13 protein-coding genes and 1 pseudogene are annotated in these 11,146 nt (G+C 63.6%); 10 read left to right on the forward strand and 4 right to left on the reverse strand.

All coding sequences use genetic code 11. The annotated features are described in order from the left end of the window. Positions 1-192: 192 nt before the first annotated feature. Together CEJ42_RS24230 and CEJ42_RS24235 are read right to left on the reverse strand one after the other, a co-directional pair. A complete protein-coding gene (locus CEJ42_RS24230) occupies positions 193-381 on the reverse strand; it encodes a hypothetical protein (RefSeq protein WP_088752811.1) in 189 nt (62 codons plus the stop codon). A gap of 42 nt (positions 382-423) precedes the next feature. Then, positions 424-1,200, reverse strand: a complete 777-nt coding sequence (locus tag CEJ42_RS24235) for an enoyl-CoA hydratase (protein ID WP_079218255.1) — start codon at positions 1,198-1,200, stop codon at positions 424-426. Positions 1,201-1,380: 180 nt separating this feature from the next. On the opposite strand from CEJ42_RS24235, the gene CEJ42_RS24240 reads away from it, so the two are divergent. After that, positions 1,381-1,818, forward strand: coding sequence for a universal stress protein (locus tag CEJ42_RS24240; RefSeq protein WP_079218254.1), 438 nt, complete (start codon positions 1,381-1,383; stop codon positions 1,816-1,818). 79 nt (positions 1,819-1,897) lie between these two features. Here CEJ42_RS24240 and mltA read toward each other — a convergent pair whose 3' ends face one another. Beyond that, positions 1,898-3,127, reverse strand: coding sequence for a murein transglycosylase A (mltA, locus tag CEJ42_RS24245; RefSeq protein WP_088752812.1), 1,230 nt, complete (start codon positions 3,125-3,127; stop codon positions 1,898-1,900). Between mltA and CEJ42_RS25120 the strand changes: the two genes are divergently transcribed. Next, a complete protein-coding gene (locus CEJ42_RS25120) occupies positions 3,128-3,277 on the forward strand; it encodes a hypothetical protein (RefSeq protein ID WP_165774500.1) in 150 nt (49 codons plus the stop codon). A 76-nt stretch (positions 3,278-3,353) separates the two neighbouring features. On the opposite strand, the gene apaG is transcribed toward CEJ42_RS25120, so the two are convergent. Next, on the reverse strand, positions 3,354-3,728 hold the full coding sequence (gene apaG / locus CEJ42_RS24250) for a Co2+/Mg2+ efflux protein ApaG (protein WP_088752813.1): 375 nt from the start codon (positions 3,726-3,728) through the stop codon (positions 3,354-3,356). Between the two features lie 207 nt (positions 3,729-3,935). Between apaG and rpe the strand changes: the two genes are divergently transcribed. From rpe to trpC (CEJ42_RS24895), 8 genes and pseudogenes are all read left to right on the forward strand, one after another. Further along, the gene (gene rpe / locus CEJ42_RS24255) at positions 3,936-4,601 is read left to right on the forward strand and encodes a ribulose-phosphate 3-epimerase (RefSeq protein WP_079218251.1); all 666 of its coding nucleotides are present in this window, start codon (positions 3,936-3,938) and stop codon (positions 4,599-4,601) included. A 37-nt stretch (positions 4,602-4,638) separates the two neighbouring features. Next, positions 4,639-5,319 carry a phosphoglycolate phosphatase gene (locus tag CEJ42_RS24260; protein WP_088752814.1) on the forward strand — a complete coding sequence of 227 codons (681 nt, stop codon included), beginning with the start codon at positions 4,639-4,641 and terminating at the stop codon, positions 5,317-5,319. Positions 5,320-5,638: 319 nt separating this feature from the next. Then, on the forward strand, positions 5,639-7,135 hold the full coding sequence (gene trpE, locus CEJ42_RS24265; RefSeq protein ID WP_079218249.1) for an anthranilate synthase component I: 1,497 nt from the start codon (positions 5,639-5,641) through the stop codon (positions 7,133-7,135). After that, positions 7,136-7,711 (forward strand): aminodeoxychorismate/anthranilate synthase component II, encoded by a 576-nt coding sequence (locus tag CEJ42_RS24270; protein ID WP_079218248.1) that lies wholly within the window; start codon positions 7,136-7,138, stop codon positions 7,709-7,711. It begins immediately after the preceding gene. 44 nt (positions 7,712-7,755) lie between these two features. Continuing rightward, complete coding sequence (trpD, locus tag CEJ42_RS24275) at positions 7,756-8,793, forward strand: anthranilate phosphoribosyltransferase (RefSeq protein WP_088752815.1); 1,038 nt, start codon at positions 7,756-7,758, stop codon at positions 8,791-8,793. 29 nt (positions 8,794-8,822) lie between these two features. Continuing rightward, the gene (locus CEJ42_RS24280; RefSeq protein WP_088752816.1) at positions 8,823-9,455 is read left to right on the forward strand and encodes a LysE family translocator; all 633 of its coding nucleotides are present in this window, start codon (positions 8,823-8,825) and stop codon (positions 9,453-9,455) included. Positions 9,456-9,570: 115 nt separating this feature from the next. Continuing rightward, positions 9,571-10,371: an indole-3-glycerol phosphate synthase TrpC gene (trpC, locus tag CEJ42_RS24285; protein ID WP_088752817.1), complete on the forward strand. Its 801-nt coding sequence runs from the start codon at positions 9,571-9,573 to the stop codon at positions 10,369-10,371. 154 nt (positions 10,372-10,525) lie between these two features. Beyond that, positions 10,526-10,618: pseudogene (gene trpC / locus CEJ42_RS24895) on the forward strand (indole-3-glycerol phosphate synthase TrpC); the annotation flags it as partial. Between the last annotated feature and the right edge of the window lie 528 nt (positions 10,619-11,146).

Here is an 11,146-nt window from a genome sequence, read left to right on the forward strand (position 1 = left end):
TCTTGCGATCTTACCTATATTTCTTGTGAGCATTTAATGTTTAAAGTTTCCGAACCCTAAGGTCCGTCGCACTTCCATCAAACGCCCACGCTTATCGGCTGTTAATTTTTAAAGATCTTTGCTGTCGCTCTCGGGCCTCTGGCCCTTCGCGTTGCCGTCGAAGCGTTGTGTTCGTCGTCAGCAGGGGGCGAACTATAGCAACCGGTTTTCGGGTGCGCAAGCCCTTTTTGAAAAATAATTAAAAATATTTTGCAGAATCGCCTTCGTCCAGACCTCGATATCGGCCGCAATCCCTTTCAGGAAAAGGATTTCCGGCGAAAGAAGGTAATTGAAAAATAATTCAAAAAAAATGGCCGCCCCTCCCGGGGCGGCCATTTTCATTCCCTTTCAGGCAAATTTATTTCCAAAAAGAAATTAAATCGCTCAGGAATTCTTGAACACCGGCGGACGCTTTTCGATGAAGGCCTTCATGCCCTCCTTCTGGTCGTCGGTGGCGAAGCAGCTGTAGAACAATGCCCTCTCATACTTCATGCCGTCGGCCAGGGTCGACTCGTAGGCGCGGTTGACCGAGTCCTTGACCATCATCGCGATCGGCTGCGACATGTCGGCGATGGTCTTGGCCGCAGCCAGGGCTTCTTCCATGAGTTTGTCCGCGGCAACAATGCGCGACACCAGTCCGGCGCGTTCCGCCTCCTCGGCGTCCATCATGCGCCCGGTCAGGGCGAGATCCATGGCCTTGGCCTTGGATACCGCGCGCGGCAGGCGCTGGGTGCCGCCGGCGCCGGGAATGATGCCCAGCTTGATTTCGGGCTGGCCGAACCTGGCGGTATCGGCGGCGATGATGAAATCGCACATCATCGCCAGCTCGCAGCCGCCGCCCAGGGCGTAGCCGGCAACCGCGGCGATCACCGGCTTGCGCACGCGGCGTATGGTTTCCCAGTTGCGGGTGATGAACTCGCCCTTGAAGACGTCCATGTAACTGTAGCCGGCCATGCCGGTGATGTCGGCGCCGGCGGCAAAGGCCTTTTCGCTGCCGGTGATGACGATACAGCCGATCCCGTCGTCGGCGTCGAACGCCAGCAGCGCCTCGCCCAGCTCGCTCATGAGCGCGTCGCTCAGCGCGTTGAGCGCCTTGGGGCGGTTCAGGCGGATCACGCCGACCTTGTCCTGGGTCTCGACCAGGATATTTTCATAGCTCATGCAAGTCTCCTTGTTATGGACGGTAAGCCGCCCGGACGTGGCGCGAACCGGTGCGGCGGTACGCCAGAATAATCAACAAATCCGACTTAGCGCAATGTCCGTCCGGAATTTCATGCGGGCAAGCCGGTCACAGCCTATAGTGGAAGTACCTCTTCAACACACACCTATAAGGAGGCACTCATGTTCAAGACCATACTGGTTCCGACCGACGGTTCCGAGCGCTCGGACAAGGCTATCAACAATGCGATCGACTACGCGAAGCATTGCGGCTCGAAGATCGTCGGCATCTCGGTGGCCGAGCCCTACCCCTTCTCGCCGCTGGCGGAAAGCTCGATGGCCATCGACCCCGCGCTGTACGAGGAGAACGTGCGCACCCTGGCCGAGCAGCATGTCAGGAAGATCGCCGACGCCGCCCAGGCCGCCGGCGTGCCCTGTCAGACGGCGACCATGATGTCCTTCGCGCCGGACGAGGAAATCGTCAACGCCGCCAAGACCTACGGTTGCGACGTCATCTTCATGGCCTCGCACGGCCGCAGCGGCCTGTCGCGCATGTTCCTCGGCAGCAAGACCCAGAAGGTGCTGGCGCACTCGACCATCCCGGTGCTGGTGCTGCGCTGATCCCGCCCGCGCGGCGACGCCCACAGACAAAAGGCCTGGTCCCTCGCGGGATCAGGCCTTTTTATTGCAATCAGGAAACTCAGTTGCCCGACGGCGGGTTCATGCCCTTGGGCAGCAAGACCCACATCATGCCGCGCTGCTTCATCGAACCGGCGCGATCCTCCGCTTCGTCGCCGAAGCCCCAGAAATAGTCGGCCCGCACCACGCCGCGAATGGCGCCGCCGGTATCCTGCGCCACCACCAGGCGCTGCAGCGGCCTGTCGCTGTTGGGCAGCGTGGTCGACAGGAACACCGGCGCGCCCAGCGGCACGTGCTGCGGGTCGATGGCGATCGAGCGTTGCGGCGTCAGGGGGATGCCCTGCGCGCCCTTGGGTCCCTTGGAAGGATCGGGCAATTTCTCTTCGCGGAAGAACACATAGCTCGGATTGGCGTTGAGCAGTTCCTCCTTGCGCGCCGGATTGGCCTGCACCCAGGCCTTGATGTTCTGCGCCGACGCCTGCGACAGCTCCATCTCGCCCTTGTCCACCAGGTAACGGCCGATCGACTTGTAGGGACGGCCGTTCTGGTCGGCATAGGCCACGCGGATGGTTTCCTTCGATTCCGGCAGGTAGACGCGGCCGGAGCCCTGCACCTGCAGGAAGAAGGCCTCGACCGGATCGTCGACCCAGACGATCTCCTTGCCGGCCAGGCTATTGGACTGCATCAGCTCGGCGCGGCTGGGATACGGCACCACCTTGCGCCCGACCACCTTGCCGCGCAGGCGCAGGTTCTTCAGCTCGGGATAGACGGCGGCCATGTCGATGGTCAGCAGGTCGTCCGGCGCCTGGTACAGCGGCGTCTGGTAAGGCCCCGCGCGACGGCGCGAGCCCTTGAGCAGCGGCTCGTAGTAACCGGTCACCAGACCGGTATCGGTGCCATCAGGATTGAACAGCTGGTAAGGCGTGAAATAGGTCTCGAAGTAGGAGCGCAGGAAGCCCAGATCCGAAGCATTGACCTGCTGCGCCGCGCTGCAGGCGGCGCGCCATTCGGGCTTGCGAATCATCGCCGAGCACGAGGACTGCAGCGCCGGCCAGGCCTCGCGCAGGTCGTCGTTGTTCCAGCCCGGCAGCTGGGCGAAGCTGGTGGCGCGCATGGCCGGGCCGGGCTGGGCGGCGGGCCTGGAGGACGGCTGCTGGGGCGCGGTGGTCAGCGGCGTGGTCTGGCAGGCCGCCAGCAGCACGGCGACCGAGACCGCCATTGCGGGTACACTGAGGCGCTTCAATACGGGAACACTTGCAAGACGATTCAATAACATCGGAGACGGATTCATATGTTGTGGTTGATTCTGGAGGCCTGCGCCGCCTTCTCTATCCTGGTTTTCATAGTCTGGTGGACCATGTTCTCGGGCCGCAAGGAAAAATCCGGCCCGCCGGCGGCGCGCAAAGAGGCGCGCGAGACGAAAGACAGCGGCAGGGAATAAAAAATCCGCAGATCGCACCGGCTTTCATCCGCGCAGCGCGCGCAGAACCGGCGCAAAGCGGCATGCGCGCCGGGCATCAATGCAGCGTGCGCGGCAGCGAGAGGACGAATTCGGGAATGCGCACGTCGAACTGCTCGCCATCCTCGGCCACGCAGAAATACTCGCCGTGCATGGTGCCCTGCGGTGTCTTCATCGCGGTGCCGCTGGTGTATTCGAACTGTTCGCCGGGCTGCAGGAACGGCTGGTGTCCCACCACGCCCAGGCCGCGCACTTCTTCCACGTGGTTGTTGGCGTCGGTGATCACCCAGTGCCGCGAGATCAGCTGCGCCGGCACGGTGCCGGTATTGGCGATGGTGATCGCATAGGCGAACACGTAGTGCGAACGGGAGGGATCGGACTGTTCTTCGAGATACTGCGTCTTGACCGTCACCGTGAACTCGTACGCTGCCATGGGAATTTCCTGTCTTGTTGATCTTGGCGCCACACGCGTGGCCATCGGCGCGGACACCCCGGATTGCACACGAATTCAGCACGCAACGCAAGCCGCAGCGTGCCACCAGCTCATCCAGGGTGGGCCAAAGGAGTAGAATAACGCCTTTTGCGGATCGGCAAACGCGCCGGCCCGCGCCGTCGATCAAGCCATCCTTTCATTTCAGCCATGCCGACCTACCGTATCGCCCCCAGCATCCTGTCCGCCGATTTCGCCCGCCTGGGCGAGGAAGTGCGCAATGTCGTCGCCGCCGGCGCCGACTTCATCCACTTCGACGTGATGGACAACCACTACGTGCCCAACCTGACCATCGGCCCGCTGGTATGCGAAGCGATCCGCCCGCACGTGCAGGTGCCCATCGACGTGCACCTGATGGTCAAGCCGGTGGACCGCATCATCCCCGACTTCGCCCGTGCCGGCGCCAACCTGATCACCTTCCACCCGGAAGCCTCCGAGCACATCGACCGCTCGCTGCAACTGATCCGCGACAACGGCTGCAAGTCCGGCCTGGTGTTCAACCCGGGCACCCCGCTGCATTACCTGGATCACGTGATGGACAAGGTCGACATGGTGCTGATCATGTCGGTCAACCCCGGTTTCGGCGGCCAGTCCTTCATTCCTGAGGCGCTCAAGAAGATCGCCGAAGTGCGCCGCCGCATCGACGAATCCGGCCGCGACATCCTGCTGGAAGTGGACGGCGGCATCAAGGTCGAGAACATCGCCGCCGCCGCCGCCGCCGGCGCCGACACCTTCGTGGCCGGCTCGGCCATCTTCGGCAAGCCCGACTACAAGGCCGTGATCGACGCCATGCGCGCCGAACTGGCCAAGGTCTGATCCCTCACGCACCAGCAACCCCTGCACAGCCCGCGACATGACCCAGCTCAACAACATCAAGGCCGCCATCATCGACCTCGACGGCACCATGCTCGACACCGCCGGCGACTTCCATGTCGCCGTCAACCGCATGCGCGCCGAGCTGGGCCTGGAGCCGCTGGCGCAGGAGACCATCGTCAACTTCGTCGGCAAGGGCACTGAAAACCTGATCCGCCGCGTGCTGGCGGTGGATTTCGCCGAGGACGAGGCCGAGCAGCACTTCCAGCCGGCGCTGGACGCCTACACCGAGCACTACCTGGCCATCAACGGCGACTTCTCGGCGCTCTACCCGGGCGTGAAGGAAGGCCTGCAGGCCATGAAGGACAAGGGCTTGCGCCTGGCCTGCGTGACCAACAAGCCGGTGTCGTTCACCATGCCGCTGCTGGACAAGAAGGGCCTGCGCGGCTACTTCGACGTGGTCTACGGCGGCGACTCCTTCCCCCGGAAAAAGCCCGACCCGATGCCGCTGCTGCAGGTCTGCCAGGATTTCGCGCTGCAACCGGCGCAGGTGGTCGCCATCGGCGACTCCTCCAACGACGCCCAGGCCGCCCGCGCCGCGGGCTGCCGCGTGCTCAACGTGCCTTACGGCTACAACCACGGCGAATCTATACACGATGTCGATTCGGATGGTATAGTTCAAACGCTTCTCGAAGCAGCGCAGCAAATTTCGGTGGATTGACAGCCTGTCGACCTCCGGCCAACACACCAAACCGCGACCAACACATCAATGTTTCGCAACAACAAACGTACCGCCCAACATACAGCCGCCCCTGAGGCCTGGCTGTGGCGACGCTGGCAATTCAAGGCTCATTGACTGAGCCTGCCCCTGGCCGCACCTGCGACCGGGACGTTTTGTTGTACCACGCATTCCCCTGCCATCCAATTAACGAAACCGCTGACGAGAGTCCGCCCTAGCCACGGCCGTTCGTGCGCATTGCGCGCGCGCAGCCGCATGTGGCCCTAGCTGCGTGTTCTACAATAGCGGTCTGGAGTGAAACATGACCGAACTCGAATTCAAATCGCTGGCCGCCGAAGGCTATAACCGCATCCCCCTGATCGCCGAAGCCTTCGCCGACCTGGAGACCCCGCTCACGCTCTACCTGAAGCTGGCCCAGAGCCACAACACCGGCAAGAACACCTTCCTGCTGGAGTCGGTGGTCGGCGGCGAGCGCTTCGGCCGCTACTCCTTCATCGGCCTGCCGGCCTCGACCAAGATCCGCTGCAGCGGCGACAAGATCGAGGTGCTGAAGAACGAAGCCGTGATCGAGACCGCACAAGGCAATGCGCTGGAATTCATCGCGCAATACCAGGCGCGTTTCAAGGTGGCGATCCGCCCCGGCATGCCGCGCTTCTGCGGCGGCCTGGCAGGCTACTTCGGCTATGACGCGGTGCGCTACATCGAGAAGCGCCTGGAAGGCACTGCCCCCAAGGACACCCTCAACCTGCCCGACATCCAGCTGCTGCTGACCGAAGAACTGGCCGTCATCGACAACCTCTCCGGCAAGCTCTACCTGATCGTCTATGCCGACCCGACCCAGCCGGAAGCCTTCTCCCGCGGCCGCCAGCGCCTGCGCGACCTGCGCGCCATGCTGCGCCGCCCGGCCGACGCCCCGGTCACCACCGGCTCGGTGCGCACCGAGACCATCCGCGAATTCCCCAAAGACGAATACCTGAAGGCCGTGGCCCGCGCCAAGGAATACGTGATGGCCGGCGACCTGATGCAAGTGCAGATCGGCCAGCGCCTGAAGAAGTCTTATGTGGATTCGCCGCTGATGCTGTATCGCGCGCTGCGTTCGCTGAACCCCTCGCCCTACATGTACTTCTACAACTTCGGCGACATGCAGATCGTCGGCGCCTCGCCCGAGATCCTGGTGCGCAACGAATCCATCGGCGAAGGCCAGAAGAAGATCACCATCCGCCCGCTGGCCGGCACCCGTCCGCGCGGCTCGACCATCGAGCGCGACGAGCAGCTGGCGCGCGAACTGCTGGCCGACCCCAAGGAAATCGCCGAGCATGTGATGCTGATCGACCTGGCGCGCAACGACATCGGCCGCATCGCCACCACCGGCAGCGTCAAGGTCACCGACCAGATGGTGATCGAAAAATATTCCCACGTGCAGCACATCGTCTCCAACGTCGAAGGCATTTTGAAGCCCGGCATGTCCAACCTCGATGTGCTCAAAGCCACCTTCCCGGCCGGCACCCTGTCCGGCGCGCCGAAGGTGCGCGCGATGGAAATCATCGACGAACTGGAGCCGACCAAGCGCGGCATCTACGGCGGCGCCTGCGGCTATCTCTCCTTCGGCGGCGAGATGGACGTGGCCATTGCGATCCGCACCGGCGTCATCAAGGACGGCACGCTGTACGTGCAGGCCGCAGCCGGCATCGTGGCCGACTCGGTGCCCGAAATGGAATGGGAAGAAACCGAAAACAAGGCGCGCGCCGTGCTGCGCGCAGCCGAACAAGTGCAAGACGGCCTGGACGGAGAAATCTAAATGCTGCTGATGATCGACAACTACGACTCCTTCACCTACAACCTGGTGCAATATTTCGGCGAGCTGGGCGAGGAAGTGCTGACCATCCGCAACGACGAGATCACGCTGGATGACATCCGGAAGCTGAACCCGGCGCGCATCTGCCTCTCCCCCGGCCCCTGCAGCCCCAAGGAAGCCGGCATCTGCGTCGACCTGCTGAAGGAATTCTCCGGCAAACTGCCCATCCTCGGCGTGTGCCTGGGCCACCAGGCCATCGGCGAAGCCTTCGGCGGCAACATCATCCGCGCCAAGCAGGTCATGCACGGCAAGACCTCCAAGATCGCGCACACCGGCGTGGGCGTGTTCAAGGATTTGCCCACGCCCTACACGGTGATCCGCTACCACTCGCTGGCCATCGAGCGCGCCACGCTGCCGGATTGCCTGGAAGTGACCGCCTGGACCGACGATGGCGAAATCATGGGCGTGCGTCACAAGGAGTTCGACCTGCAGGGTGTGCAGTTCCACCCCGAGTCCATCCTGTCCGAACACGGACACGCACTGCTGAAGAATTTCCTGACCGGCAGCGCGCACGCGTAAGCGTCGACGGCGCACGGTCCCATCGAATGAACGGATAAAGACAAATGGCAATCACCCCGCAAGAAGCGCTGCTGCGCTGTATCGAACACCGCGAGATCTTCCACGACGAAATGCTGACGCTGTTCCGCCAGATCATGAGCGGCGAGATGTCGCCGGTCATGATCGCCGCGCTCACCATGGGCCTGCGCGTGAAGAAGGAAAGCATCGGCGAGATCGCCGCTGCCGCCCAGGTCATGCGCGAATTCGCCACCAAGGTGCCGATGGCCGACACCACCGGCCTGCTCGACATCGTCGGCACCGGCGGCGACGGCGCGCATACCTTCAACATTTCCACCGCCTCGATGTTCGTGGCGGCGGCCGCCGGCGCGCGCGTGGCCAAGCACGGCGGACGCAGCGTGTCGTCCTCGTCCGGCAGCGCCGACGTGCTCGAGGCGCTGGGCGCCGACATCAACCTGCAACCCGAACAGGTCGCGCAATCAATCGCCCAGACCAACATCGGTTTCATGTTCGCCCCCAACCACCACGCCGCCATGAAGCACGCGGCGCCGGTGCGCAAGGAGCTGGGTGTGCGCACCATCTTCAACATCCTGGGCCCGCTGACCAACCCGGCCGGCGCCCCCAACATCCTGATGGGCGTGTTTCACGCCGACCTGGTCGGCATCCAGGTGCGCGTGCTGCAGCGCCTGGGCGCGCAGCATGCGATCGTGGTCTGGGGCCGCGACAACCTCGACGAAGTCACGCTGGGCGGCGCCACCATGGTGGGTGAACTGGTCAACGGCGAGATCCGCGAATACGAGATCCATCCGGAAGACTTCGGCCTGTCCATGTTCGCCAGCCGCAACCTGCAGGTGGCCAACGCCGCCGAGTCGAAGGAAAAGATCTTCGAAGCGCTGGCCGGCAAGCCCGGTCCGGTGCACGACATCGTGCTGCTCAACGCCGCCACCGCGCTGTATGCGGCCGGCAAGTCAGCGTCGATCGCCGAAGGCCTGGACCTGGCGCGCGCGACCATCGCTTCCGGCGCGGCCCGCGCCAAGCTCGACCAGTTCGTGCAGGTGACGCGCACGCTGGGCGGCAAACTGTAATCCATTCGCCCTCTTTCAGGAGACCGACCATGATCGCCCCTCACGACCTGTTGCTGTTTGGCCTGGCTTCGCTGGTGATGGTGCTCACGCCCGGACCGAACATGGTCTATTGCGTCTCGCGCTCGATCTGCCAGGGCCGCATGGCCGGCATCATCTCGCTGTGCGGCGTGGCGGTGGGTTTCCTGGTGCACATGGCAGCGGCCGCCTTCGGCCTGACCGCGCTGTTCCTGGCCATCCCGATGGCCTATGACATCGTCAAGTTCGCCGGCGCCGCCTACCTGCTGTGGCTGGCATGGAATGCGGTCAAGCCGGGCGGCAGTTCGCCCTTCCAGACGCGCGAGCTGCCGCCGGATTCGCCGGCGACCTTGTTCCGCATGGGCTTTCTGACCAACGTGCTGAACCCCAAGGTGGCGGTGTTCTACATGTCGCTGTTCCCGCAGTTCATCCACCCCGAGCACGGCAGCGTGCTGCTGCAAAGCGTGGTGCTGGGCGTGACGCAGATCGCCATCAGCTTCTCGGTCAACTCGATGATCGTGTTCTCGGCCGCCGGCATCGCCGGCTTCTTCGCCCGCAACCAGGGCTGGCTGCGCGCGCAGCGCTACATCATGGGTTCCATGCTGGGTGCGCTCGCCGTCCGACTGGCGCTGGACGAACGCAAATGAGAGTCGCCAATAAGACGCCGCCGGCGGCGTTGCGCCTCCTTGCCGTACTTTCGTACTGTCCGCGTCGGCGCGCCTTGCCACCGACGTCTTATTAGCGACTCTCTCAGGAAACATCATGTCCGACATCCTCAACAAGATCCTCGACGTCAAGGCCGAGGAAATCCGCGCGGCGAAAAAGCAGCGCGACTTCGCCAGCCTGCGCCGCGACGTCGAAACCGACAGCGAACTGCGCTCCGAGCTGCGCAGCTTCGAAGGCAGCCTGCGCGACAAGATCGCCGCCGGCCATGCCGGCGTGATCGCCGAGGTGAAGAAGGCCTCGCCCTCCAAGGGCGTGATCCGCCCCGATTTCCGTCCGGCCGATATCGCCGTCAGCTATGCCCAGCATGGCGCGGCCTGCCTGTCGGTGCTGACCGACGAACAGTTCTTCCAGGGTGCGCCGGACTACCTGAAGCAGGCGCGCGCCGCCTGCTCGCTGCCGGTGATCCGCAAGGATTTCATGGTCGACATCTACCAGGTCTACCAGGCGCGCTCCTGGGGCGCCGACGCCATCCTGCTGATCGTCGCCGCGCTGGACCACGGCCTGATGGCCGAACTGGAAGCCTGCGCCCATGAGCTGGGCATGAGCGTGCTGGTGGAAGTACACGACAGCGCCGAGCTCGACGCCGCGCTGAAGCTGAAGACGCGCCTCTTGGGCATCAACAACCGCAACCTGCGCACCTTCGAAACCACGCTCGACACCACGCTGGGTCTGCTGCCTCGCATCCCGCCGGAGAAGCTGGTGGTGACCGAATCAGCGATTGCCACGCCGGACGACGTCAAGCGCATGCGCGACGCCGACGTGCATGCCTTCCTCGTCGGCGAAGCCTTCATGCGCGCGCCGGAACCGGGTGTGGAGCTGGCACGGCTGTTCGCGTAGGCCACGCAATTTCCTTCTCCTCCCCGGATATCTAACCTCGTAAAAAATAATCCGTCGTCCCCGCGAAAGCGAGGACCCAGTGTCGTTCAGCGTTCTCGCTACCTCCGCCAACGTCGCTGGGTCCCCGCGTTCGCGGGGACGACGGTCTTTTTGCATGCGCGATACCGACACGCATGCCTTCCTCGTTGGCGAAGCCTTCATGCGCGCGCCGGAGCCGGGCGTCGAGCTGGCACGGCTGTTCGCGTAGGCCACGCAATTTCCTTCTCCTCCCCGGATATCTAACCTCGTAAAAAATAATCCGTCGTCCCCGCGAAGGCGGGGACCCAGTGTCGTTCAGCGTTCTTGCTGCCTCCGCCAACGTCGCTGGGTCCCCGCTTTCGCGGGGACGACGAGTCTTTTTGCATGCGCGATGCCAACACGCATGCCTTCCTCGTTGGTGGAGTCTTCATGCGCGTGCCTGAACCGGATGTGGAGCTGGCATGGCTGTTCGCGTAGGCCACGCATCTCCGACCTCACCCTGATCACCCCGTCGTAAAAAATAATCCGTCGTCCCCGCGAAAGCGGGGACCCAGTGTCGTTCAGCGTTCTCGCTACCTCCGCCAACGTCGCTGGGTCCCCGCCTTCACGGGGACGACGGTCTTTTTGCATGCGCGATGCCAACACGCATGCCTTCCTCGTTGGTGGAGCCTTCATGCGCGTGCCGGAGCCGGGCGTGTAGCTGGCATGGCTGTTCGCGTAGGCCACGCATCTCCGACCTCACCCTGATCACCCCGTC

It is taken from the genome of Herbaspirillum robiniae (assembly GCF_002213415.1).
GTDB lineage: Bacteria > Pseudomonadota > Gammaproteobacteria > Burkholderiales > Burkholderiaceae_D > Herbaspirillum > Herbaspirillum robiniae.

What these genes read in the sequence shown, in the direction of transcription:
- CEJ42_RS24280 (WP_088752816.1), top strand. Translation starts at nt 8,823, where the DNA reads ATGATCGCCCCTCACGACCTGTTGCTGTTTGGCCTGGCTTCGCTGGTG.
- trpC (WP_088752817.1), top strand. Translation starts at nt 9,571, where the DNA reads ATGTCCGACATCCTCAACAAGATCCTCGACGTCAAGGCCGAGGAAATC.
- CEJ42_RS24230 (WP_088752811.1), bottom strand. Translation starts at nt 381, where the DNA reads ATGAAAATGGCCGCCCCGGGAGGGGCGGCCATTTTTTTTGAATTATTT.
- CEJ42_RS25120 (WP_165774500.1), top strand. Translation starts at nt 3,128, where the DNA reads ATGTTGTGGTTGATTCTGGAGGCCTGCGCCGCCTTCTCTATCCTGGTT.
- rpe (WP_079218251.1), top strand. Translation starts at nt 3,936, where the DNA reads ATGCCGACCTACCGTATCGCCCCCAGCATCCTGTCCGCCGATTTCGCC.
- mltA (WP_088752812.1), bottom strand. Translation starts at nt 3,127, where the DNA reads ATGAATCCGTCTCCGATGTTATTGAATCGTCTTGCAAGTGTTCCCGTA.
- CEJ42_RS24260 (WP_088752814.1), top strand. Translation starts at nt 4,639, where the DNA reads ATGACCCAGCTCAACAACATCAAGGCCGCCATCATCGACCTCGACGGC.
- CEJ42_RS24235 (WP_079218255.1), bottom strand. Translation starts at nt 1,200, where the DNA reads ATGAGCTATGAAAATATCCTGGTCGAGACCCAGGACAAGGTCGGCGTG.
- trpE (WP_079218249.1), top strand. Translation starts at nt 5,639, where the DNA reads ATGACCGAACTCGAATTCAAATCGCTGGCCGCCGAAGGCTATAACCGC.
- CEJ42_RS24270 (WP_079218248.1), top strand. Translation starts at nt 7,136, where the DNA reads ATGCTGCTGATGATCGACAACTACGACTCCTTCACCTACAACCTGGTG.
- CEJ42_RS24240 (WP_079218254.1), top strand. Translation starts at nt 1,381, where the DNA reads ATGTTCAAGACCATACTGGTTCCGACCGACGGTTCCGAGCGCTCGGAC.
- trpD (WP_088752815.1), top strand. Translation starts at nt 7,756, where the DNA reads ATGGCAATCACCCCGCAAGAAGCGCTGCTGCGCTGTATCGAACACCGC.
- apaG (WP_088752813.1), bottom strand. Translation starts at nt 3,728, where the DNA reads ATGGCAGCGTACGAGTTCACGGTGACGGTCAAGACGCAGTATCTCGAA.